Origin of the sequence: Parazoarcus communis, assembly GCF_003111645.1 — a bacterium.
In the GTDB taxonomy this organism is placed as follows: Bacteria; Pseudomonadota; Gammaproteobacteria; order Burkholderiales; family Rhodocyclaceae; genus Parazoarcus; species Parazoarcus communis_A.
Genome location: NZ_CP022187.1, coordinates 597853 through 622901 on the forward strand (window position 1 = coordinate 597853; position 25049 = coordinate 622901).

The 25049-nt window shown below is 62.6% G+C and carries 16 protein-coding genes and 1 pseudogene; 9 read left to right on the forward strand and 8 right to left on the reverse strand.

Translation table 11 applies throughout. The features are described from left to right. Positions 1-79: 79 nt before the first annotated feature. From CEW83_RS02885 to CEW83_RS02905, 5 genes are all read right to left on the reverse strand, one after another. Positions 80-1090 (reverse strand): dihydroorotate dehydrogenase-like protein, encoded by a 1011-nt coding sequence (locus CEW83_RS02885; RefSeq protein WP_108948002.1) that lies wholly within the window; start codon positions 1088-1090, stop codon positions 80-82. Then, positions 1083-4709, reverse strand: coding sequence for a pyruvate:ferredoxin (flavodoxin) oxidoreductase (gene nifJ / locus CEW83_RS02890; protein WP_108951157.1), 3627 nt, complete (start codon positions 4707-4709; stop codon positions 1083-1085). The genes CEW83_RS02885 and nifJ overlap by 8 nt, the downstream gene beginning before the upstream one ends. Positions 4710-5027: 318 nt before the next feature. Further along, the gene (locus CEW83_RS02895) at positions 5028-5690 is read right to left on the reverse strand and encodes an HD domain-containing protein (RefSeq protein ID WP_108948003.1); all 663 of its coding nucleotides are present in this window, start codon (positions 5688-5690) and stop codon (positions 5028-5030) included. A gap of 134 nt (positions 5691-5824) precedes the next feature. Then, entirely contained in the window at positions 5825-7246 is a 1422-nt protein-coding gene (gene ccoG / locus CEW83_RS02900) for a cytochrome c oxidase accessory protein CcoG (protein WP_108951158.1), read from the reverse strand. Between the two features lie 178 nt (positions 7247-7424). Beyond that, positions 7425-8831, reverse strand: a complete 1407-nt coding sequence (locus CEW83_RS02905) for a PLP-dependent aminotransferase family protein (RefSeq protein WP_108948004.1) — start codon at positions 8829-8831, stop codon at positions 7425-7427. A gap of 127 nt (positions 8832-8958) precedes the next feature. On the opposite strand from CEW83_RS02905, the gene CEW83_RS02910 reads away from it, so the two are divergent. Continuing rightward, on the forward strand, positions 8959-9876 hold the full coding sequence (locus tag CEW83_RS02910) for a LysR family transcriptional regulator (protein WP_108948005.1): 918 nt from the start codon (positions 8959-8961) through the stop codon (positions 9874-9876). 333 nt (positions 9877-10209) lie between these two features. Here the strand turns inward: CEW83_RS02910 and CEW83_RS02915 are convergent, their stop codons facing one another. Both CEW83_RS02915 and CEW83_RS02920 read right to left on the reverse strand, forming a co-directional pair. After that, complete coding sequence (locus CEW83_RS02915) at positions 10210-11820, reverse strand: hypothetical protein (protein ID WP_108948006.1); 1611 nt, start codon at positions 11818-11820, stop codon at positions 10210-10212. Positions 11821-12273: 453 nt separating this feature from the next. Continuing rightward, positions 12274-13704 (reverse strand): annotated as a pseudogene (locus tag CEW83_RS02920) (IS1182 family transposase). A 387-nt stretch (positions 13705-14091) separates the two neighbouring features. Between CEW83_RS02920 and leuC the strand changes: the two are divergent. The 3 genes from leuC to CEW83_RS02935 all read left to right on the forward strand — a co-directional run bounded on the left by leuC (position 14092) and on the right by CEW83_RS02935 (position 17333). Next, a complete protein-coding gene (leuC, locus tag CEW83_RS02925; RefSeq protein WP_108948007.1) occupies positions 14092-15495 on the forward strand; it encodes a 3-isopropylmalate dehydratase large subunit in 1404 nt (467 codons plus the stop codon). A 9-nt stretch (positions 15496-15504) separates the two neighbouring features. Then, positions 15505-16155 carry a 3-isopropylmalate dehydratase small subunit gene (gene leuD, locus CEW83_RS02930; RefSeq protein ID WP_108948008.1) on the forward strand — a complete coding sequence of 217 codons (651 nt, stop codon included), beginning with the start codon at positions 15505-15507 and terminating at the stop codon, positions 16153-16155. Between the two features lie 221 nt (positions 16156-16376). Continuing rightward, a complete protein-coding gene (locus tag CEW83_RS02935) occupies positions 16377-17333 on the forward strand; it encodes an AEC family transporter (protein ID WP_108951159.1) in 957 nt (318 codons plus the stop codon). Positions 17334-17347: 14 nt separating this feature from the next. Here the strand turns inward: CEW83_RS02935 and CEW83_RS02940 are convergent, their stop codons facing one another. Further along, a complete protein-coding gene (locus CEW83_RS02940; RefSeq protein WP_108948009.1) occupies positions 17348-18274 on the reverse strand; it encodes a LysR family transcriptional regulator in 927 nt (308 codons plus the stop codon). 141 nt (positions 18275-18415) lie between these two features. On the opposite strand from CEW83_RS02940, the gene CEW83_RS02945 reads away from it, so the two are divergent. The 5 genes from CEW83_RS02945 to CEW83_RS02965 all read left to right on the forward strand — a co-directional run bounded on the left by CEW83_RS02945 (position 18416) and on the right by CEW83_RS02965 (position 25038). Continuing rightward, a complete protein-coding gene (locus CEW83_RS02945; RefSeq protein ID WP_108948010.1) occupies positions 18416-19522 on the forward strand; it encodes a 4-oxalomesaconate tautomerase in 1107 nt (368 codons plus the stop codon). Positions 19523-19697: 175 nt separating this feature from the next. After that, positions 19698-20801: a Bug family tripartite tricarboxylate transporter substrate binding protein gene (locus CEW83_RS02950; protein ID WP_108948011.1), complete on the forward strand. Its 1104-nt coding sequence runs from the start codon at positions 19698-19700 to the stop codon at positions 20799-20801. 70 nt (positions 20802-20871) lie between these two features. After that, the gene (locus CEW83_RS02955; protein WP_108948012.1) at positions 20872-22884 is read left to right on the forward strand and encodes a tripartite tricarboxylate transporter permease; all 2013 of its coding nucleotides are present in this window, start codon (positions 20872-20874) and stop codon (positions 22882-22884) included. A 116-nt stretch (positions 22885-23000) separates the two neighbouring features. Beyond that, positions 23001-23846 carry an FAS1-like dehydratase domain-containing protein gene (locus tag CEW83_RS02960; RefSeq protein ID WP_108948013.1) on the forward strand — a complete coding sequence of 282 codons (846 nt, stop codon included), beginning with the start codon at positions 23001-23003 and terminating at the stop codon, positions 23844-23846. A 10-nt stretch (positions 23847-23856) separates the two neighbouring features. Then, positions 23857-25038, forward strand: coding sequence for a CaiB/BaiF CoA transferase family protein (locus CEW83_RS02965; RefSeq protein ID WP_108948014.1), 1182 nt, complete (start codon positions 23857-23859; stop codon positions 25036-25038). Positions 25039-25049: the final 11 nt, after the last annotated feature.

The window sequence follows — 25049 nt, forward strand, 5'->3', positions numbered from 1 at the left end:
GCCATCAGGCCGAGGGTGGCGCTCGTCTGTTGCGCGTCTGTGCCACGGTTTCGTAACCCGCTTGCAGCAGGCCCTGCGTTCAGTAACGCACGCCGTCCGGCGGCGTAAACGAATCGATTGCGTTGAGGTAGGCTGCGCGGGCGAAGGCGCTCGGGTCGGGCGAGTTCTGCTGGCTCATCGACCCCTTCAGCTGCGCCACCGAGTCGTATTCCCGCTCTTCGAGCCAGCGGCCGATGCCCTGCAGGATGTCGTGCAGGGCCTGCGGTCCGCGCTGCAGCAGTGCGCTGGCAAGATGCACCACATCCGCACCGGCGAGCAGCATCTTGAGGGCATCGTCGGCGCTATGCACGCCGCCGGTGGCCGCCAGCGACAAGCCTGTGCGGCCACGCAGAATGGCGATCCAGCGCATCGTGAGCAGGGCGTCGGCGGAGCTTGAAAGCTGCACGCGATCGACCACCGTGAGTGTCTCGAGGGCGATGTCCGGCTGGAAGAAGCGGTTGAACATGGATACGCCCGCGGCACCGGCCTGTTCTGCCCGCTGCACAAAATTCGGCAGCGACGAGAAAAAGGGCGACAGCTTCATGCTGATCGGCACGCTCACCACTGCCTTCAGAGACTGCAGCAACGAGAGGTAGCGGTGTTCGATTTCGGCCGCGGTCACACCCGGATCGCTCGGCATGTACCAGGCGTTCAGCTCGAGCGCATCGGCGCCTGCGGCCTGCATCTCCTTGCCCAGCTCCACCCAGCCATCGGCCGACGAGCCGTTCAGGCTTGCCACCACCGGGATGGAGAGACGCGACTTCAGCTGCTGGATCTGTTCCAGATAGGTGTCGAGCCGGCTCTGGTAATCATGACCGGCGGGCAGGTGTCCCGCCGACTCGCCGAAAGCGTCGGGGTTGAGCAGAAAGCGGTCCATCATCTGCTCGTCACGTTTTACGTCCTCCTCGAACAGCGAATGCATCACCACGGCTGCAGCGCCGGCATCTTCGAGGTGCAGCATCGCATCCAGTTCGTGGCTGAGCGGCGTGGAGGAGGGCACCAGCGGATTCTTCAGCGCCAGGCCCAGATAGGTGGTGGATAGATCAGGCATCGGGCGTCTCCTTGGTTGCGGCAGCGTCTTTGGCGGTTTCGTCGAGGGCCACCTCGGGCGGCACCATTTCGGAGAGTTCCACGTATTCCTGATGGCGCAGGCGCGCGTCCTTGCCCGCCTGTACGATGAAGCTGGCAGACGCCTTCGGATTGAGCCGCTCGAGCACGGTGAATCGTGCCTCGGTGCGGGCGAAGTCGCCGAACGGAATGCTGGGTGCGGCGCTATCGACCGACAGGGGATTCTTGCCCCGTTCGCGCTGGCGTGGGTCATAGCGCAGCAGCGGCCAGTGTCCGGACTTGACCGCGAGGGCCTGCTGGCGATGGTTGTGCTGCATGTCCACGCCGTGGGCGATGCACGGACTGTAGGCGATGATGATTGATACCCCGGGATAGCTCTCGGCCTCGATGAAGGCCTTGAGCGTATGCACGTCCTTGGCCCCGTAGGCGACCTGGGCGACGTAGACGTTCTCGTAGTCCATGGCGATCCGGGCGAGATCCTTCTTGCGGTTCGGCTTTCCGCCGGCGGCAAACTTGGCGACTGCGCCGCGCGGCGTCGCCTTGGAGTTCTGGCCACCGGTGTTGGAATAGACCTCGGTGTCGAGCACCAGGATATTCACGTTCTCGCCCGAAGCCAGCACATGGTCGAGGCCGCCGAAGCCGATGTCGTAGGCCCAGCCGTCGCCGCCGATGATCCACACGCTGCGGCGGATGAGATAGTCGGCGATCGTCGCCAGTGCCTCGGCGGCCGGCGTGGCAAGCGCAGACAGCTGTGCCTTGAGTGCGGCGACGCGTTGCCGCTGCTCGTGAATGCCGGCTTCGTCTTCCTGGTCGGCCTCCAGCACGGACCGGACCAGCTCCTCACCGAGAACCGGCGTCATCTCGTGCAATTTCACCTGTGCAGCCTTGGCCAGCTGGTCGGTTGCCAGGCGCATGCCGAGGCCGAACTCGGCGTTGTCCTCGAACAGCGAGTTGCTCCATGCCGGGCCCCTGCCTTCGGCGTTGGTGGTGTAGGGCGTGGTTGGCAGGTTGCCGCCGTAGATCGACGAGCAGCCGGTGGCGTTAGCCACCATCATGCGGTCGCCGAAGAGTTGCGTGGCGAGGCGGATATAGGGTGTTTCGCCACAGCCCACGCAGGCACCCGAAAACTCGAACAGCGGCGCCAGCAGCATCGAGCCCGGCACGGTGGTGCGCTTGGCCAGCTTGCGGTCATAGTCGGGCAGTTTGACGAAGAAGTCCCAGTTCTCGGCCTCGTGCTCGCGCAGCGGGGCCTGCTCGGCCATGTTGATCGCCTTGCGCGAGACGTTCGACTTGTCGCGGATCGGGCAGATATCGACGCACAGCGTGCAGCTGGTGCAGTCCTCCGGTGCGACCTGGTAGGTCATCTTCCAGCCGCTCGGGTAGTCCTTGCTGCGGATCGCCATCTGCTTGAAGGTCGGGGGCGCCCCGGTGGCGAGCTCCGCCGGGTAGGCCTTGACGCGGATCGCCGCGTGAGGGCACACGAATACGCACTTGCCGCACTGCGTGCACAGGTCGCTCTCGACGACCGGAATCTGCAGCGCGAGGTTGCGCTTCTCGTAGCGGGCGGTGCCGGTCGGCCAGGTGCCGTCGGCGGGAAACAGCGATACCGGCAGCGTATCGCCCTTGCCGGCGATCAGCGGCAGGGTCAGCCTGCGTACAAACTCGGATGCCTGCGGCTCGCTGCGCGCCTGGGTACTGCTCGCAGCGCTGTCATGGGTCTGCGGCAGGGCCACTTCGTGCAGGCAGGCCAGGGTCATGTCGATGGCGCGGTAATTCAGTTCGGCGATGCGACGTCCCTTGCGACCGTATGTCTTTTCCACCGCGTGCTTGATCGCGGCAATGGCTTCGTCCTGAGGCAGAATTCCCGAAATTGCAAAGAAGCAGGTCTGCATCACGGTGTTGATGCGCCGCCCCATGCCGGCGTCCTGCGCCACCTGATAGGCGTCGATCACATGCAGGTGGATGCGCTTGTCGATCAGTTGTCGCTGCATCGTGGCGGGCAGCGTTTCCCATACCCTGTCCGGCGCGACCGGGGTATTGAGCAGAAACACGGCGCCCGGCGCGGCGTGCGATAGCAAGTCGTGGGTTTCGAGAAAGAGCGGCTGATGACAGGCCACGAACTTTGCATCGCCCGCGCCGGTGAGGTAGGTCGAACGGATCGGTTGGGTGCCGAATCGCAGGTGCGACACCGTCATCGCCCCCGACTTCTTGGAGTCGTAGACGAAGTAGCCCTGTGCGTTGAGCTCGGTCTCGTCGCCGATGATCTTGATCGAGTTCTTGTTGGCCGAAACCGTGCCATCCGACCCGAGACCGTAGAACACCGCGCCAAAGGTCTCACGCACTGCGTCGGTACGGAAGCCCGGGTCGTATGGCAGCGACAGATGCGTGACGTCGTCCTGAATGCCCACGGTGAAGCGTCGTTTCGGGCTCGGCTCGTCAAGGGCGGCGAACACCGAACACACCATCGCCGGATTGAATTCCTTGGAGGCCAGCCCATAGCGGCCGCCGATGACCTTGGGCAAACGGGCAAACCGTGGCGCCTCGCCGGAGGCGTTCTCGGCCAGTGCCACCATCACGTCCTTGTACAAGGGTTCGCCCTCGGCGCCTGGCTCCTTGCAGCGGTCGAGCACCGCAATCGCGCGGGTTGTGGCGGGCAGGGCGGCAACCAGCGCTTCGGGTGCAAGGGGCCGGAACAGACGCACCTTAAGCAGGCCGACCTTATCGCCCAGCCGATTCAGGTGCTCGACGGTTTCCTGTGCGGTTTCAGCGCCGGAGCCCATGAGCACGATCACGCGCTCGGCATCGGGCGCACCGACGTAGTCGAACAGCCTGTATTCGCGTCCGGTCGCCGCGGCGAACTGATCCATGCAGGCCTGCACGACGGCAGGGAAGGCATCGAACCAGGGGTTTCGCGCTTCGCAGGCCTGAAAGAACACATCGGGGTTCTGCGAACTGCCGCGCAGTACCGGGTGTTCCGGCGACAGCGCACGCTCGCGCTGGGCGGTGATGCGGTCCTGCGGCAACATGTCGCGCAGCAGCGCATCATCGACCGGAACGATCTTGGCGACTTCGTGCGAGGTGCGGAAACCGTCAAAGAAGTGCAGCACCGGGATGCGTCCGGCAAGGCTGGCTGCCGAAGCGATCACCGCCATGTCCTGCGCTTCCTGAACCGAGTTCGAGGCCAGCAGCGCGAAGCCGGTGCCGCGCGTCGCCATCACGTCCGAGTGGTCGCCGAAAATCGACAGCGCATGTGTTGCCACCGCCCGCGCCGCGACATGAAAGACCGTCGGTGTGAGTTCGCCGGCGATCTTGTACATGTTGGGGATCATCAGCAGCAGGCCCTGCGAGGCGGTGAAGGTCGTCGCGAGTGCGCCGCCCTGCAAGGCGCCATGCACGGTGCCGGCCGCACCGCCCTCCGACTGCAGTTCGACCACACGGGGAACGCTGCCCCAGACGTTGGTCCTGCACTGTGACGCCCATTCGTCCGACAGCTCACCCATGCCTGACGAAGGGGTAATCGGATAGATGGCGATCACTTCCGAAACGCGATACGCCACATTGGCAACGGCTTCGTTGCCGTCGATGGTTAGCATGAGGTTCATGTCAAATCCCGCCCTGAAGAGTGTGCGGCGTGCGCGCGGAGAAGTGTCCGCGCCGTGAATGCTGCGTCGCAGCATCCTCATTCTACGAGGATTTTCGACCAGGGTCTGGTTCAAATGTCATTATTCGACCACTGGTTCGGGAAAACGAGCGATGCAGGATGGGTGGACTGCCGTTGGCCGGCTTTTGAATGATGTTGCGAAGCAATGCGCATGACCCGGAGGCATGCTGGGCCGCTCTGCAGCCCATTCGGTCAGCCTTGAGTTGTCTGGCGCCCGCAGCGCGGGCGGTCCGGTATCTCTATGGGGATGTGCTGAAAGTCAGTCTTCGGGCGTACCCCATTCCTGAAGAAATCTGGCGACGAAGTCCTGCATGTATTGCGTGCGCTCCTCGGCGCGCGCGCGGCCGCTGGTGGTGTTCATGCGGTCCTTGAGCAGGAAGAGCTTCTCGTAGAAGTGGTTCAGACTCGTTCCCTTGGCAGCCTTGTAGGCCTCGGCTGTGGCGTGCATGACCGGCGCCTCGTCCGGGTCATACATCAGGCGCCCGGCGTGGCCGCCGTAGGCAAAGCAGCGCGCGATGCCGATTGCGCCGATGGCGTCGAGGCGGTCGGCATCCTGCACGCACTTGCCTTCGAGGGTCTTCATTTCGGTATGGACGCCCGCACCCTTGAATGAGATCGTCGCAACAATGTCCGTGACCTGATCGATCACGTCCTGCGTCACGCCCTCCTGCCGCAGCAGGCGCGCGGCCTCGATGGGGCCTTTGGTGTCATCGCCGTCATGAAATTTCCAGTCCGCGATGTCGTGGACCAGCGCGGCCAACTCCGCCATGTCCACGTCCGCGCCTTCCTGCGCTGCGATCTGCCGCGCGAGTTTTCTGACCCGGTTGATGTGGTGCCAGTCGTGACCGGAGCTTTCGTCCGCGAATTTTGACTTGATGTGTTCGGCGACGCGCTCGACGAGCCTGCGTTGGGGTGTGTTCATGCTGGGGAGGAGTCCGGATCGGTCAGCAGTTCAGTGCTGCGCGGATGATACCAAGCGGAGCCACCCCGGCCGGCACCCGTCTGCAGACGGATTCCCTGACAACCGGGGGCGGCCAACGCGCATCGGGTGTCACGCTAGTCCTGACGTACCGCCCCGGCCAGGGTGACGGGCAGCAGGAAAGATGTTTTCTCCACCACCCGCGTTTCGGGGGCTTCGAGGTCGTGAATCGTGAAATGGATCTGCTGGCTGCCGCGCAGGGACGAATCTGCCGCGCCGGACACGCTCACCGACAGGCTTGTGATGCTGCCCGCGGCTGCTTCGAAAGTGTCGCTGCTCTCCAGACGGATGTCCGCCGGGCCTTCAACCTGCACGCGAAAGCGGCGGGGCTGCTCAAGCATGTTGGCGACCTTCAGGATGTAGTCGTTCTCGATTCGCCCCGCATCATCCAGTCGCATCAGGGCGTGGCGGTCGCGCAGGATATCCACCGCAAGCGGGGTGCGTTCGATCAGCATCCACACGCCGGTCACTGCGAAGAGCACAAGCGTGGCCAGGTAGACCTGGACCCGAGGACGGAGCAGGGTGGGGCGCGGGGTGGCCTTCGGTGCGGACAACTCGCGTTCTGTTGCGAAGCGGATCAGGCCCTTGGGTGCGCCGATCCGTGTCATGACCTCATCGCAGGCATCGATGCACAGCCCGCAGTTGATGCACGCATATTGCAGGCCCTCGCGGATGTCGATGCCGGTCGGGCACACCTGAACACATACGCCGCAGTCGACGCAGTCGCCCTGAGGTGTGCGCTCGGGCTGGCGCCTGGAAAGTGCTCCGCGTGGTTCGCCGCGCAGCACGTCATAGCTGACATTGCGCGTGTCGGGGTCGCCCATCACACCCTGGAAGCGCGAGTAGGGACACATGTGCATGCACACCACCTCACGTGCGAACCCGGCCAGCAGGTAGGTGAATGCGGCATAGAAGAACACCCAGAATCCCTCCCATGGGCCGAGTTCGGCCGGCAGGCGCGCGAGCAGGTCGCGAATCGGGGTGAAGTAGCCGACAAAGGTGATCGCCGTCCACAACGCAATCGAAAGCCAGATCACGTGCTTGGTGGTCTTGATCGCAAGTTTGCGCAGGCCGGGCGGGGACTGGTCCAGTCGCATCCGTGCCAGGTGGTCGCCCTCCACCCTGGTCTCGACCCAGCGAAAGATGGCGGTGTAGACGGTTTGCGGGCAGGCAAAACCGCAGAACACCCGCCCGGCCAGTGCCGTGGCGAAGAAGAGGCCGGTTGCGGCGACGATCAGCATCACCGCGAGCAGCATCGCGTCCTGCGGCCAGAGGACGAGCCCGAACAGGTGGAACTTGCGTTCTTCGATGTCGAACAGGACGGCCTGCTGGCCGCCCCATTCCAGCCAGCACAGACCGTAGAAAATGATCTGCGTGATCCACACCATGGACCAGCGCAAGGTGTTGTATCGGCCGGCGGTGGTGCGAGGGTGAATCTTCCCGGTCTTGTTGTAGAACTCGATCCGGGCGCCTTGGGCTTTGTTGACGCGCGCGTGCATGAGGGCTTTCTCCGTTGCGACCCGAATCACCTTCAAAATGAGGTGTTCCGGGCGGTGGCGCGAGTAAACCATCGGGCTGGCGAGCGTTACAGTCTCAGATTGTCGCTAATTCGACCAGAACAGTTTGGAGGGCTGCACCGGTTGGAAGCGAACGGGGCCGGATGCGCCGGAGCCCGGGTCAGCGCTTGATCAGCTGCCCCAGCTTCATCACCGCTGCCTCCACACTTTCTGACCAGGGATGGCCGAAGTTGAGCCGGATACAGTTGCGGTAGGCCTGTTTGGCCGAGAACAGCGGGCCGGGGGCGATGCTGATGCCGGCGTCGAGCGCGTCGCGATGAAGAGCGAGGGCATCGACGTCGTCCGGCAACGCGACCCACATGAAGTAGCCCCCGCGCGGCCGGGTGATGCGCGTGCCGGGCGGAAAGTGGCGGTCGAGCGCGGTCGCCATCTGCACTTCCTGCATCTCGAGGGCTGAGCGCAGTCGGCGCAGGTGGGTGTCGAACGCGCCCTGTTTCAGAAAATCGGCAATCGCGATCTGTACCGGGATTGTCGTCGCAAGGCTGGCGGAGAACTTCAGGCGCTGGATCTTCTGTGCAAATCGGCCGGCAGCGACCCAGCCCACGCGGTAACCGGGCGCAAGGCATTTCGAAAACCCCGACACATGCAACACCAGGCCGTCGCTATCGAGCGCCTTGGTCGCCAGCGGCGCCTCACGCCCGAAATAGAGTTCGGCATAGGTGTCGTCTTCGATCAGTGGCACCGCGTGGCGACGCAGCAGCGCGATCAAGGCCTTGCGCGAGTCGTCAGGGACCAGGCTTCCCATGGGGTTCTGGAAGTTGAGCATCAGCAGGCAGGCTTTCACCGGATGATGGCGCAGGGCTTCTTCGAGCGCGCCAAGGCTGACGCCCGTGCGCGGATGGGTGGGAATCTCGATCGCGCGCAGGCCGCGGCGTTCGATCATCTGCAGACTGGCATGGAAAGTCGGGGATTCGATGGCGACGAGGTCGCCGGGCGAGGTCGTCGCTTCAAGGCAGAGATTCAACGCCTCCATTGCGCCGTTGGTGATGACGATCTCGCTCGGCTGCAATGATGCGCCACGGGACAGGTAGCGCAGTGCGATCTGACGTCGCAACTCCTCATTGCCCGGCGGCAGATCGGTCACCGTTGCACGCGGATTCATGTGACGTGCAGCGGCGGCAAGGAAGCGCCCCAGCTTGTCCAGCGGGTACAGGTCGGGGCTCGCGAAGCTCGAACCCAGCGGCACCACGGATGGATCCTTCACCGATTCGAGAATCTCGAAGATGAAGTCGCTGACCTCGAGCTTGGTCGCAGCGCCTGCTGGCCGCGTGATCTCCGGTTCCGGCATCCCGGTGAGCAATCTTGGCCGCACGTAATAGCCCGACTGCGGGCGGGCCTCGATCAGGCCGCGACTCTCCAGCAGATAGTAGGCCTTGAGAATGGTCGACGGGCTCAGGCGTTGCGACTTGCAGGCACTTCGCACCGACGGCAGGCGGTCGCCGACCCGAAGCACGCCGTCGGCGATGCGCCTTTCGATGTCGGATGCGAGCTGTTCGTACAGGTTCATGGCTGGTGCACTGCGTGAATATTGGTGATGCGTCAATGCGTCTGAGACTTGTGGCGCCGGGTCTTCGCCTGACGCATCGTGCGTAAAACGATTCCCCAAGCCAAAGTCGGGCACCGATAATAGTCGCATGAAACGAATCGACTTCAACTCGATGGCCTACTTCGTGGCCGTGTGCGAGACCGGTGCCATCGCCAAGGCCGCAGAGCGCGAGCATATCGTGGCGTCCGCAATCAGCAAGCGGCTGGCAGAGCTGGAGGCGGATTTTGGTGTTCCCTTGCTCGAACGCGGCGCGCGCGGCGTGAAGCCCACTGCCGCCGGGGAGGCGCTGCTGTTTCACGCGCGCACGGTGTTACGCAGCGTCGACCGTCTGCATGCAGAGCTTTCGGAGTATGCGCAGGGTGTGCGTGGCCATGTCCGCATGCATGCAAACATCTCGGCGGTGGTCGAGTTTCTGCCGGAAGATCTGCGCGTGTTCATGGCAAACAATGAAGGCATCAAGATCGATCTGCAGGAGCACCTGAGCGCCGACATCCTGCGCGCAGTGGAGGAGGGGCGCACGGATCTCGGGGTCGTCTCCGCGAGTGACGAGGTCGAAGGGCTCGAATACTTCCCCTACCGTCAGGACGAACTCGTGCTCGTCGTTCGTCCGGATCACCCGCTGGCGGCGAAGCGCGAAACCGGATTCTCCGCCAGCCTGGCTTATGACCATGTCGGCCTGAGCCAGAACAGTTCGCTCTACACCTTGCTCGAGCACGCAGCCGCCGAGGCAGGGCTGACTCGAAGACTGCGGATTCATGTCACATCCTTTGATGCGCTGTGCCGGATGGTGGATGTGGGTCTTGGGGTCGGCGTTGTGCCGCGCCGGGTCGGCAACTTCTTCGCGTCCGCGCTCGGCCTCAGGCTTGTTGGCCTCACCGACGTCTGGGCAAAGCGGAACCTCCACATCGTTGTGCGCGATGTCGCCAGTCTGCCGGCCGCAGCGCGGCTGCTGCTCGATCACCTTGTTCGGGCCGACGCCGAGGTTGCCGTGTCGGCCGCGGGCTGACCGGAAGGCATACTGCGCAATTGACGTCGGGCACGCCGTTTCAGCGTCTGCGCGAGTTTTACGAAGGCCTTGCCCAACCCATGGTTGTGCCAAAATCGGAAACAAGGGCAAGCAACGCAGTTGCATCGTGCATGTGTGGGCATCCTTGCGTGGCAAGGTGAGGCACTTGCGGACTTCCGCTTACGACCCGAAGCGGCCCTTGCCTTAATGGGAAAGCGGACGTTTAACGTCTGAATTCAGGGGCGCACAGCCGACAGGCGGAGCGCCCTCTGCAACGATGGGTTAGCCCTCTTCGAGTTCCCTGAGATATTTGCCCTCAAAACGTCGTTCCCGTCAGAAATTCAGATGTTTACCACAATGACCGACGACGATCTTCTTCTCCTGAGCCAACCATTCAAAGTGGACGCGTAGGGTTTCGGCCAGGCTGTCTTTCACCCCGTGCTTCAAGTGCTTCTCCATTAGGAAGTCGCGCCCACGGTAGCTAAAAGTGCGGCGACGTTTGCCGTCGCTGCTCAAGGCACTGGCCTCATTGGCTGCATAAGCGTTTTGCCCAAAAACGGCTTTAGCCTGTTGATCGCTTTTGCCGTCAGCAAGTTGCTGCCAATATTCGGTTGCGAGCTTTTGCAACAGATCGAAGGCTTTCGTCCCCTGATGGAACCCTCCACGATCAGATTCTTTCGCTGAGCCCTTGGCTGTTTCCAGGAAAACAATCCGGTCAGAATAAAGCGTGGCGATCAAATCTACAGCCTGTAGGAGACTGGGGCTTCCCTTGAGAACAGCGGCAACAGAGTCGCGCAAGGGTGCTAAGACCTCGGCAACGCCTTCCACGCCATCGTCACTTGATTGCACGCCACTCAACGCATGTTTGAGGTTGGCGATATCTGCCTGAAGCGCTCGAACCTCTTGTTCCTTTTCTTCGTAACTAGAACGAATGCGTGCGAGTTCTTTGTCCTTGGACTGCAGTTCCTGATCGGCAGACTCCAACAGATCGACGTATTCAGTCAGCTCCGCTGATTGATCGCCAGCTTTGGCCCGCTCAATCATCTGTGCCAACTGGGCACGAAGTGCAGCTTGCCCCACTATCTCTGGCGAAATATGCCGCCACGAAAATGGCAGATTAGTGCGATGCGCTACCGTGGATAAGACCTCGGATTCTATCGAATGACCGCTTTCTAAAAGGTCGGTAACCTCATCAGGGCGCAACAGTACTGTTTCATAGAAGAACCCGCGATCGCCTTGCCGGCCGGGAAAAACAATATTGAGCGCCCCACCAAAAGCCATGAAACGACGTCCAACAAGCTCTTCAATGGCAAATGTATCTTCATCTGGCGGCACGCAAACGACGTCGGCCAATCCCACTAAGATTGAGCGCAAGCGCTCGGGAGCGACCGGGTATTCGTAATCGCGATTGGCGCTCAGTATCACAATCGGATAATCCCGCTCGTTGCGCTCCACCTCACGCAGAAACGCTGATGCACTCTCTAGCGTGAGTTGTTTGACCTTCAAGCCAGGGGTTTGCCCAAGAGGGCTGCATGACTGGATGAGTTGCTCGACCAGTTTGGGGCGAGTCACTTGAATCGAAGCGGTAACCCTTGCGCTGATTTCGTCAGTCTTCAGCAGTAACGAGCACTCGATATGCTTCCCAATGGATTCCTGGTGTAGACCTATTTCGGTGATCCAGCGCCTGCCCGAAATCCTTTCGTCCCGATGGCTTAGCTGCGCACAAAACCAGAAGGGATAGATCCTTCCATTGTCGTCAGACAACGTGGCGCGCGAGGTCAACGTACTGCCGTCCTTGAGTTTAAGCTCTCGAATGCCCTCGGCAAGCCGGCCGGCATCGACATAACTCTTTGCTCGTCGCCCCACCCATTTGGCGATGAGTTGAACGATCTGCTCCGGCCCCTGCGCCGGTTCAAACAGGAAATTATTGACGTATACGAGCATGATCAGATGCCATGAGAGGGATTTGTTCTAGGGAGACAGAAATGCCGCATAACATCGCCCCAGCGAAGCAGACGAAATCAGCGTACCCACTAGCGATGAACGGTTTGCGCGATACCAATCTGGACTCATAACAAATCGTGAGGTCCGGAACGGGACGTTTCTGTCTTCAGCGCCCCAGCATACGGCCCGAACACAGCTATGTCTATCGGGTACCAGAAAACAAGCGCCCCCCATGGTCTCGGAGTCTTGCTGTGAGCGTATCCGGGCCGGTGTCGTCCGCGCTCGCAGGCGACTGGCCGCTTTCATGTGAAACGCCCGAATGACCGCTTCTGGCCGAGGCTGTGTAAAAACGGTCGCCGATGCGCCAAGAATCGGTCGTTCCGGCGCTCTGCGGCGGAAGCGAACGAATTTGCAGGCGGCAAATCAGCTCAATTGAACTTCGAAAAGGCCCTTTCAGGCCTTCATCGCCACCATCAATGCCTCATTTCCTATCAACTTCATCACCCGTTTCAGGTTTTACGCGAGGACGTGCAGACTTATCTCCGTTCTGACGCGTTCGAGGCCCTTGGTCAGGAAATGCGTCGCGCCCATCCATGCTTTGAGAGTACCGAAGGGATGCTCCACCGTTCGGCGTCGAATACGCATGCTGTCGGGCGCCCGGTCTAGCCGGGCCTGCATGACCTCGAGTTCTTCCTCATGCACCCAGCGGCTGACACGCCGGTAGTCACTTGGCGTGCACTGGTCCTTGATAGAACATCCCGGACAGTGTGAGCTCCAGTAGCGATGCATCGTCAGTCCTGCCTCAACGCGGGTGAAGCGCCAGATCAGGCGCTCGCCAGCCGGGCAAATGTATTCGTCGTTCTCTCGGTCATACACGAAGTCCGACTTGTCGAAACGGCCGTCGGCTTTCGCGTTGGAGGTCGCGCTTTTCGGAACCAGGGGCACGATGCCGGCCTTGTGGCAGGCGAGGATTTCCTCACTCTTGTAATAGCCCCGATCGGCAATCGCGGTGAGATAGTCCACTCGCATGGCCTTGCGGACCTGCTTGCCCATCTTGCTCAGTTGGTCCCGATCCAGACCGTCGTTGGTCACCTCATGGGCAACGATCAGATGGTTCTTCGTTTCGACGGCCGTCTGCACGTTGTAACCCACGATGCCCGTGCCCCGCGTCTTCATGGATCGGGCGTCTGGATCCGTGAGGGAGATCTGCTTGTCGGGCGTGTTCTCGAGCTGGACACCGATCGCCTCGAGTTCCTTCATCCGCGCCTCCAGTGTCGTGATCTTGTCCTGCAGCCGCTCCTTCTTCGCTTGGGCCACCGCCGGCTCTTGCCGGTCGGCGGTATCCATCTCGACGAGGTAACGCTCGATGCTGGATTCGATCTCCTGCATGCGCCGTTGGAGCTTGGCGCTGGTGAAGTTGCGGTCGCGGTTGTTGACCGCCTTGAACTTGCTGCCGTCGATTGCCACCACCGCTTCGGCGAAGAGCCCCAGTTCTCTGCACAGTACGACGAACTGGCGACAGACCCCGCGGATCCCCTTCGGATTGTCCTTGCGGAAGTTGGAAATGGTCTTGAAGTCGGGCGTCAGACGCTCGACGAGCCACATCAACTCTAGGTTGCGCTGCGCCTCGCGCTCCAGGCGCCGACTGGACTGAATCCGGTTCAGGTACCCGTAGATGTAGAGCTTGAGCAGCGCCGTCGGGTGATAGGCCGGTCTGCCAGTAGCTGCTGGATCAACGCCAGCGAACCCCAACTTGCGCAGATCGAGTTCATCGACGAAGACATCGATGACCCGAACCGGATTGGTCTCGGAGACGAAGTCATCTAGCCTCTCAGGCAGCAGCGCCCCCTGTGTGCGGCTCTCACCTTCGATGAATCGCTTCATGGCCACTGATCACGCTGCTAGTAATGCCCATATCACATCCTAGCGACCGTTTTTACACAGCCTCGGCCGGTAGCGGACGAGCTACCTCACAGGCCATAACGACCGCTCAGACCGACCTGCTTCCGGTCGAGAAAGACTCACCACTCAATGGCGACCGTCGCCTGCTGAATCGAACGCACTCCTGGGTTATCAGCCACGATCACCGTCCCAAACGAAACCACCCGGATACGGCCCGGGCATTCTCGACTTCAACGACCTGGAACAGTTGAATCGTATTAGCCATCTCCGAATGAGATGGCTGGCATGGCAATTGACCGTTATTCAGGCTTTCCCATCTCTGCAAGTATTGCGTCACCGCAATGGAACGCATGACCTGGAGCAACGAGAATGGGAAAGACCCTCTACGAAAAAGTGTGGGATGCGCATGTCGTCAAGCAAGGCGACGACGGCAGCTGCCTGATCTACATTGATCGTCACATCATGCACGAGGTGACCAGCCCGCAGGCCTTCGAAGGTTTGAAGCTGGCCGGGCGCAAGGTGTGGCGCACGAGCAGCGTAATTGCCACGCCGGACCACAACGTGCCGACCACCGCGCGCTCGAAGGGCATCGCGGACGAGATCTCGGCGCTTCAGGTGTCCACGCTGGTCGATAACTGTGCCGACCACGGGATTCCCTTCTTCAGCCTCGAAGACCGGCGCCAGGGCATCGTGCACGTGATCGGGCCGGAGCAGGGCGCAACCCTGCCGGGCACGACCATCGTCTGTGGCGATTCGCACACCAGCACGCATGGCGCGTTTGGCGCGCTGGCCTTTGGCATCGGCACGTCGGACGTTGAGCACGTGATGGCGACGCAGTGCATGCTGATGAAGAAGTCGCGCAACATGCTGGTCCGGGTGGAGGGTACGCCGGCTGCAGGCATCACCGCCAAGGACATCGTTCTCCACATCATCGGCGCTATCGGCACGGCGGGCGGCAGCGGCCACACCATTGAATTTGCCGGGAGTGCAATCCGGGGCTTGTCGATGGAAGGGCGGATGACCGTGTGCAACATGGCAATCGAGGCGGGTGCCCGCGCCGGCATGATCGCGGTGGACGATACGACCATCGATTATCTGAAAGGCCGTCCCTATGCCCCGGCCGGCGCGGACTGGGATGCGGCGGTGGCGTCGTGGCGCGGTTTGCATTCCGACCCGGACGCGGTGTTCGACCACGTTGTCGAGATCGATGCCTCGACAATCGAACCCCAGGTGAGCTGGGGTACCTCGCCCGAGATGGTGTTGCCCGTCAGCGGGCGGATTCCCGACCCGGCCGCCGAGCGCGATCCGGGCAGGCGCGAAGCCATGGAGCGTGCGCTGACCTACATGGGGCTGGAGCCAAACACCCCGATTGGCGACATTGCCATCGACAAGGTCTTCATCGGCTCGTGCACGAACGCCCGCATCGAGGATCTGCGCGCCGCGGCACGTGTGGTCGAAGGTCGCCAGGTTGCGGCCAATGTTTCGCTGGCGATGGTGGTGCCCGGCTCCGGACTGGTGAAGGCGCAGGCCGAAAAGGAAGGGCTGGACAGGATCTTTGTGGCGGCCGGTTTCGAGTGGCGCGAGCCGGGCTGTTCGATGTGTCTGGGGATGAACAACGATCGCCTGGCGGCGGGTGAGCGCTGCGCATCGACCTCGAACCGCAACTTTGAAGGACGCCAGGGTGCGGGTGGCCGAACCCATCTGGTGAGTCCGCAGATGGCTGCGGCGGCTGCGGTCAGCGGCCATTTCATCGACGCACGGACCCTTGGCTGAGGAGGCATCATGGAAAAATTTGCCATTTTGAACGGATTGGTCGCACCGCTTGATCGCGAGAACGTCGATACCGACGCCATCATTCCCAAGCAGTTTCTGAAGTCGATTCACCGCACCGGATTTGGCGCGTTCTGTTTCGATGAGTGGCGCTACCTCGATCGCGGCTACATCGGCATCGACCCGGCCAGCCGCAAGCTGAATCCTGCGTTCGAACTCAACCGCGCGCGCTATCAGGGCGCCAGCATTCTGCTTGCGCGCAAGAACTTCGGTTGCGGTTCGTCGCGCGAGCATGCGCCGTGGGCGCTCGAGCAATACGGGATTCGGGCCATCATTGCGCCAAGCTTTGCCGACATCTTCTTCAACAACTGCTTCAAGAGCGGGCTGCTGCCCATCGTGCTGCCGGAAGCAGTGGTCGGCCGCCTGTTTGCGGAAGTCGGCGCGGAGGAGGGCTACCGCCTGACGGTTGACCTTGAGCAGCAGGCAGTGACGACCCCGTCGGGCGAGTCGATTCCCTTCGAGGTCGATCCCTTCCGCCGCCACCGTCTGCTCAATGGCCTCGACGACATCGGCGAGACCCTGCTTGAAGCGGATGCGATTGCAGCCTTCGAGCGGGCGCATCTGGCGCGCTCGCCCTGGCTCGATTATCGGCTGGCAGACTGAGCCCGGCCCAGCCTGTCCCCGCCTTCGGCATCGCACGGGTCGAGGGTGGGGACAGCGCGTTGTGGTCCCCATAACGGATTTCGATAACAGCCATTGCGCATGAGCGCTTTCGCGCGTGGCCGGGCTCGTGGAGAATGTGCCCGGGCCGGTACCGGCGCCAGCGCTTCACCTACCAGATTCCCTCGCGGCGGCGCAGGCCAGTGGGGCCGCCGGAGTCATGCGTGCTCGAAATTCTCTCCATCACCAGCCCGATCTTCATCCTGATCGGCCTCGGATACTTTGCCGTGCGTGCGGCCTTGTTCTCGCGCGCGGACATGCGCGTCCTTGGCACTTTCGTCATCCGGTTTGCCTTGCCCGCGATGCTGTTCAAGGCGCTATCGGAGCGTCCCTTTGACGAGGTGATGAACTCGGGTTACCTGATTGCGTATGCCCTCGGCTCGCTGGCTGCGATGGGCGCTGCAATCCTGCTCGCGCTGAAATGGCGCAAGCGCGATTTTCTGAGCAGCGTCATCATCGGCATGGGCGCTTCATCGTCGAACAGCGCCTTCATCGGTCTGCCGGTGGCCGTGCAGGTGCTGGGGCCGGTTGGCTCGGTGGCAATGGCGCTGTGCCTGCTGGTGGAGAACCTGCTGATGCTGCCCCTGCTGCTCATCATGGCGGACCGCGCCGGGCACAAGCGCGCGAGCATTGTGGCCATGCTGCGGGGAACGCTCGCAAGCCTGTTCAGGAATCCGATGCTGGTGGCCATTGCGATCGGCTTTGCCTTTGCCCTCTTCGGTCTGGCGCTGCCGGCGCCGCTTTCCAAGGTGGTCGACATGCTGTCGTTCGCATCGGGGCCGCTGGCGCTGTTCGTCATCGGCGGCAGTCTTGCCGGAATGGGCGTGAAAGGAATGGTCGCCGATGTCACGCTGATCACCGTGGCCAAGCTGGTGCTCCATCCTGCTGCGGTGCTGATTGCCGTGTTGCTGGTACCCGGCATCGGTCCCGAACTGCAGGCCGCCGCGGTGCTGATCGCCTGCGTGCCGATGTTCAGCATCTACGCCATCATGGGGCAGAAGTACGGACTTGAGGGCATGTGCTCGGCTGCGCTGGTGGTGGCGACGGTGGCGTCTTTCGTGTCCATCAGCATCATCATCTGGGTCATGGAGCTGACGGGCTTCATTCCGGCGCTGAGTTGAGCACGGCAGGGGGCTCAGGCGGCGGGCGTGCCCTGCATCGGGATCGTATTGCCCTGATAGCCATCCCGCAACAACATGCGCATGAACGCGTCTGCCGCCGGAGACAGTGTCGTGTTGCGCTTGCGGATGACGACGATCTTGCGCTTGATCGTCGGCCCTTTCAGTGGAATGCGGATCAGCCCCGGTCTTGCGCCGACCTCCAGCGTGGACGAAGGCAGGATCGCCGCGCCCACGCCGGCTGCGACCAGACCGATTGCGGTTGAAAGATGGCGGACTTCATAGCGGCCGGAGATGTTGATCCCGTGCTTTGCCAGCTGCACATCGAGCGCGAGCCGGTTTGCGCTCATCGTGCTGATCGCGATCAGGTCCGCCTCGTGCAGGTCGGACCAGACCACATGCTCGCGCTTGCTCAAGGGATGCTCTTCGCGGCAAAAGAACATGTAGGGGTCTTCCAGCAGCTGAAGCTCCTCGAGCTCGGGGTGGCGGTCGGTCGGCAGGCCAATGCCGAGTTCTGCCTGCCCATGGAGCACCGCATCGCGCACCTCGAAGCCGCTCGCGTCGATGATGCGGATGCGGTTTCCGGGGTACTCGACGGCATAGCGACGAATCGCGACCGGCAAGGCCTGTGAGGCCATCGTCGGGATGCAGGCGATGGTGAAATTGCCCTTGCCTCGGCTCGACATGTCCTTGAGCGTGCCGACCGCCCGTGTGACCTCTCCCACGATCGACTTCGCCTGTGGCAGGAACTCCCGTCCGACCGCCGTGAGCTCCACGTAGCGGGTGGTGCGGTCGAGCAGTCGCAGGTCGAGATAGGCCTCGAGTTTCTGCAGGCGGCGGGTGAGGGCGGTCTGGGTGACATGCAGATGCTCGGCCGCTTTGCTGAACCCGCCCAGTTCTGCGATGGCGACAAAGGCCTGAATGCCGTCGAAGTCGATCTTCATCCTGCGTGTCTCCACACTAAGTAAAAACTCTACTTATGCAAGGATAGCAATAATCTTAAAATTTATTGCATTTCCGTACTTCTGCGTGCCGCCCTAACATTCATCAAAACAGGCACAGCCAACGGTGCAGGAGACAAACGGATGAAAAGCATACCTTGCGTTCTGATGAGAGGTGGGTCCTCGAAGGGCCTGTTCTTCCTCGCTCAGGATTTGCCTGCATCCGTCGCCGAGCGTGACCGGCTGCTGCTGGCCGCGATGGGGTCGCCCGATCTGCGCCAGGTGGACGGCATGGGTGGCGGCGACAGCCAGAGCAGCAAGGTGGTGATCGTCGGGCCGTCGAGCCGGCCGGACGCCGATCTTGAACATCTGTTTGCGCAAGTGTCGGTTGCCCGCAACTTCGTCGATGTGCGGCCCAACAGCGGCAACATGCTGTCCGGCGTGGCGCCCTTCGCCATTGAAGCGGGCCTGATCGCAACGACTTCGCCGACCACCACGGTGCGCGTGCTCAACCTCAATAGCGGCAAGATCGCCGAAGTGACCGTGCACACGCCCGGCGGCAAGCTCACCTACGAAGGCAGCTGCCGGCTCGATGGCGTGCCCGGCAGCTTCGCGCCGATCGGGCTGCGCTTCCTCGACCCCGCCGGCACCCGCACCGGCGTCCTGCTGCCGACCGGCAAGGCCCGCGATGTGATCGGCGATGTCGAGGTCACCTGTATCGACTGTGCCATTCCGCTGGTCCTGGTCAAGGCCGAGGCACTGGGCAAGACAGGTCACGAATCCAAAGCGGAACTCGATGCCGATACGGCGTTTTCCAGCCGGCTGAAAGCGATTCGCCTCGAAGCCGCCACGCTGATGGGGATCGAGGACCGCGAAAGCGTGGCCCTCCCCAAGATCGCCATCGTGGCCTCACCCCGCCATGGCGGCAGCATTGCAGCGCGCTATTTCTCACCGAAATGGTGCCACGCCACGTTCGGTATCTCGGGGGCGCTGGCACTGTCCGCCGCCTGTCATGTCGGCGGCTCGGTGGCCGAAGATCTCGTCGAACTCGATATCGATCACCCCGGCCAGATCGTGATCGAGCACCCGAGCGGCACCCTCACGTTCAAGGTGCAACTGGCAGAGCAGAGTGCCGCCCCGATTCCCGTTTTTCGCAGTGCCACTGTCGTGACGACCGCAAGGCCGTTGCTCAGTGGCGAAGTCCTGGTGCCGGCGCGCGCTGCCGCACCGCCGGGTGCGCTGCCAGCGTGAGGGCAGAGCCGCTGTTCCGATAGACAAAATAACGACCGAGAGTGAAGAGACAAGCCATGAAGCATTCACCATTCCTTGCATCCATGACCCGAAGGTCCTCAGAGATCGGGCGCCCCACGCCCGCGGGATTTCACAACACAGCAACGAGCTGAACACCACATCAGGAGGAGCACACATGACTAAAACAACGATTCATCGCCGCAATTTCCTCGGCATGTCCGTCGCCCTTGCGACTGCCGCCTTCATCTCGCCCGTGCCGGCCATGGCCGGTGCAGTCGACTTTACCGACAAGACCATCGAGTTCGTCATGCCGTTTGGCGTCGGTGGCGGGTCCGATACCTGGGCCCGCTTCAACGCTCCCTTTCTGTCCAAGCACCTCCCCGGCAAGCCGACCGTGGTCGTCAAGAACCAGCCCGGCGGTGGCTCGATCACCGGTGCCAATCAGTTCGCTTCCCGCGCCCGGCCGGATGGTCTGAGCATTCTCGGCACTTCGGGTTCGACGCAGTTTCCCTACCTGCTGGGCGATCCCCGCGTGAAGTACGACTACAAGGACTGGACAGTCGTGCTGGCTGCGCCGACCGGCGGTGTCGCCTATATCAGCAGCAGTTTTGGCGTGAAGTCACTCGCCGAACTGGGCAAGCTCAAGGGCCAGCGCCTGATCTTTGGAAGCCAGGGCTCGACGTCGCTCGATCTCGTTCCGCTGCTCGGCTTCCGCCTGCTTGGCCTTGAGGTGCACCATGTGTTCGGCATGAAGAGCCGTGGAGAAGGTCGCCTCGCATTCGAGCGTGGTGAAGCCAATATCGACTATCAGACCACGTCGGCCTACCTGAAGAGTTCACTCCCCATCGTTCAGGAAGGGAAAGCTGTCCCGCTGTTCAGCTGGGGCGCCACGGACGACGACGGCAAGCTCATCCGTGACCCGAACTTCCCGGATCTGCCGCACATCGGCGAAGCCATCGAGATCGTTACCGGCAAGAAGCCATCCGGCACCGAGTGGGAGGCGTTCAAGTCCTTCCTGATCGCGGGCTTCCCTGCCCAGAAGCTGCTGGTACTGCCCAAGGGCACGCCTGACGCCATCGTCGAGGCCTACCGTGAGGCGGTGCGCAAGATGAAGCTCGACCCCGAGTACATCGCCGCAAAAGACGAGGCGCTTGGCGGTTACGAGCAAGTGACCGACAAGGCCGGCGAGTCGCTCTTCAAGGAAGGCACGACGATTGATCCGAAGGCCCGGGACTGGGTCCGTGCGCTGCTCGAGAAAGAGTACAACACACGCTTCTAACGCTGACGGGCGTCAGGGTGGCCGCAGCTGGCCGCTCTGATGCCCCGGCCACTCAATTCTGGAGTTTCCAATGCTAGAAGCCATGCAGAGTGCCTTCGTCGGCCTGCTCTCGTTTGAGCACGCCGCCTACATGCTGCTCGGTATTGTTGTCGGCCTTGGCGTGGGCATTCTGCCCGGCCTCGGCGGCATTGCAGGCATGTCGCTACTGATGCCCTTCATCTACGGAATGGATCAGGTTTCCGCGCTTGCCATGCTGGTGGGCATGGTCGCCGTAATTCCGACCGGCGACACCTTCACTTCCGTGCTCATGGGCATCCCCGGTTCAAGCGCCAGTCAGGCCACGGTCCTGGATGGATTTCCGCTGGCCAAGAAAGGGCAGGCGGCCCGCGCACTGAGCGCCGCCTTTTCGGCGTCATTGCTGGGAGGGGTGTTCGGCGCGCTGATGCTGACCGGCTTTGTCGTTGTCGCCAAGCCGTTGATCCTGTCCTTTACCACGGCCGAACTGTTCATGTTTGCCCTGCTGGGGCTGTCGGTGGTTGGTGTGCTTGCCGGCGAGAGCATCATGCGTGGTGTCATCGCGTGCGGTCTCGGCCTGATGGTCGGCGCCATTGGCGCAGCCCCCGCGACTGGCGAGAGCCGTTTCGACCTCGGCATTGATTATCTGATCGACGGTGTGCCGCTGGTCATCATTGGCCTGGGGCTGTTCGCGATTCCCGAGATCGCCGATCTGATCCGCCGTTCCCGCCCGATCGCGGCTGAATCCGGTCTCGGTGCCGGCTGGCTGCAAGGCGTGGTCGATACCTTCAAGAACTGGTTCCTGGTGCTACGTTGTTCGGCACTGGGCACCTTCATTGGCGCCATTCCGGGCCTCGGCGGCGGGGTGGTGGACTGGATCGCTTACGGTCACGCTGCGCAGACCAGCAAGGATACGTCCAACTTCGGCAAGGGTGAGATCAAGGGTGTGATCGCACCGGAATCGGCCAACAACGCACTGCAGGGCGGCGCGCTGATGCCGACACTGCTGTTCGGCATTCCGGGTTCAGGCAGCATGGCGGTGTTCCTCGGCGGCATGGTTCTGCTCGGCCTGCAGCCCGGTCCGTCGATGGTCACCACCGACCTGGAGCTGACCTACACCATCGCCTGGACGCTGGCCCTCTCGAGCATTGTTGGTGCTGCCATCTGCTTCTTCCTTGCCGTGCCCATTGCGCGACTGACCTTCGTGCCCTTCAACCTGATCGCACCCTTCATGATCATGATCATCTGCTTCGCGGCCTTCCAGGCGCGGCGCGATCTGACCGATCTGCTGGTGCTGTTCGCGGTGGGCATCGTCGGTATCTTCCTGCGCCGCTTCGGCTGGCCGCGGCCTGCGTTCCTGATCGGCTTCGTGCTCTCGAGCCAGGCTGAGAACTATCTGTATCAGGCGCTTCAGTTCTACGGCTGGGAGTTCGTCCAGCGTCCGGGCGTGCTGATCATCGGCGGCCTGACCATCGCCTCCACGCTGATGGCCCTGCGCAGCCGGGTATCCGAAGAAGGTGCGGTTACCAAGGAGGCCCGCGGCGAGGAAACCGATCGGCCGGTGCTCGGCGGCGCCGACAAGGCGGAGCGTCGTCCGCAGATCGTGTTTGCCGTGCTGTTGCTGGCGACCTTCCTCTACGGCGTGATGAGCAGCGCACCGTTAAGTTTCCTGGGATCGGTGTTTCCCTTCTACACCTCGGCACTGATGGTCGCCTTCAGCGGCTACATGGTGATGATGCTCGTCGTTGGCAAGCCGGGACACAGCGCACATTTCGACCAGGAGGTGGCTGCCAAGGCAAAGGGCGCGGACGACGGCACCACTGTCTGGCCGTCCGTGGGCTGGTTCGTGTTCCTCTTCGGGATGACCTCGGTGCTCGGTTTCATCATCTCGATCGCGATCTTCATCACAAGCTTCCTGATGGTGCGCACACAGCTCGGTGTTGCGCGCAGCCTGCTCTACACGGGGCTCTGCATCGCGTTCATGAGCACGCTTGGTCACTACCTGACGCTCGACTTCCCGGCGGGCGTACTGCAGCACTACGTGGAAATGCCGTGGCCGCTCAAGTAAGCCCGCCTGCTTACCAGGTCTCAGCCACATTTTTGTGATCCCGCACCTGTCCGTCAGCCCCATTGGCGGGCGACAGGCAGGTGCTCCGCCCGAAATCCGACGGAGGACGTAACACCATGAACCTAAAGGACTGGATCGGACGCTCGGAAGAAGTCTCCGACATCGCCACCGCCACCCCTTACGCCGCCTTGTCGGCAACCTTCGACCGCCCGGCAGAGCGTCCTGCTGTTGGCACGCCACTGCCCGGGCTGTGGCACTGGCTGTACTTTCTGCCACTGCACCGCCAGTCCGAGATCGGCCCGGACGGTCACGCGAAACGGGGTGGCTTCCTGCCTCCCGTGCCGCTGCCGCGCCGCATGTGGGCTGGCAGCCAATTCACCTTCCATAAGCCGCTGCGAATCGGCGACGTGATGACGCGCACCTCGACCATCCACGATGTTAGCGAGAAGAGCGGTCGCACCGGCCCGCTGGTGTTCGTCAAGGTGCGCCACGAGATCCGCCGCGAAGGCGAAACCGATATCGCACTGACCGAGTTTCACGACATCGTCTATCGCGAAGCGGCCAGGCCCGACGACGTCGCGCCGCCGCCCAAGGCTGCCCCGACGAGTGCTGCCTGGGAAAAGAAGTGGGTGCCGGACGATGTGCTGCTGTTCCGTTACTCGGCGCTCACCTTCAACGGTCACCGCATCCACTACGACCGCAAGTACGTCACCGAAGTCGAGGGCTATCCCGGCCTGATCGTGCACGGTCCGATGGTCGCCACCATGCTGCTCGACCTGCTGCGTCACCAGTTGCCCGATGCCGAGCTTGCCAGCTACGAGTTCCGCGCCGTGCGCCCGGTGTTCGACATCAACCATTTCTTCGTCTGCGGCGAACCGCTGCCTGACGGCAAGACCTTCCGGCTGTGGGCCAAGGATCACGAGGGCTGGCTGACGATGGACGCCACCGCGGTGATCAAGTGAGGAATGCGAAATGAGACCGCTTGAAGGCATTACCGTCATTACCCTGGAGCATGCGATTGCCGCGCCCTTTGCCACCCGCCAGCTGGCGGATCTGGGCGCGCGGGTGATCAAGGTTGAACGTCCCGGCGTGGGCGACTTTGCCCGTGGCTACGACGAGCGCGTGCGCGGGCTGGCATCGCACTTCGTTTGGACCAACCGCTCCAAGGAGAGCCTTACGCTCGACGTCAAGGATCCGGAAGCCCAGACCATCCTCAAGCGCCTGATCGTCGAAGAGGCCGATGTGGTGGTGCAGAACCTCGCGCCCGGCGCGGCGGCGCGGCTCGGATTGTCCTATGCGGATCTGTCCGCACTCAAGCCGGAGATCATCGTCTGTGATATCTCTGGGTACGGCGGCGACGGCCCGTATCGCGACAAGAAGGCGTATGACCTGCTGATTCAGAGCGAGTCCGGCTTCCTGTCGGTGACCGGAACCGAGGACGAGCCCTCCAAGGCCGGCCCCTCGATTGCCGACATCTCGGCCGGCATGTACGCCTTCAGCAATATCCTTGCCGCACTGCTGCAGCGCCAGAAAACCGGCCGCGGCCAGCACCTCGACATCTCGATGCTCGAGAGCCTGGTCGAGTGGACAACCTATCCGCTCTATTACGCATTCGACGGCGCGTCGCCCCCGCCACGCACCGGCGCGAGCCATGCCACGATCTACCCCTACGGCCCGTTCCCGGCCGGCGATGGCAAGGTCGTGATGCTGGGTCTGCAGAACGAGCGCGAGTGGGCGGCCTTCTGCGACAAGGTTCTGCTGCGTCCCGAGCTCGCCGCGGAAGCGCGTTTCTCCAGCAACTCAAAACGCAGCGCAGCACGCGCCGAACTGCGCCAGATCATCGTCGATGCCTTCGCCAGCCTGAGCAGCGAGCAGGTGATCGAGCGCCTGGAGGCGGCCCAGATCGCCAATGCCCATGTGAACGACATGCATGCGGTGTGGGATCACCCCCAGCTCAAGGCGCGCAAGCGCTGGCGTGAGGTCGGTACGTCGGCAGGCGTCGTGCCGGCGCTGTTGCCGCCAGGATCGTGGGAGGAGTGCGAGCCACGCATGGACCCGGTGCCGGCGCTGGGCGAACACAGCGCATCCATTCTGGCCGGCCTGGGCTACCCGGAAGATCGCATCGCTGCGCTCAAAAGCGCCGGCGTGATCTGAGCGCGCGCAGG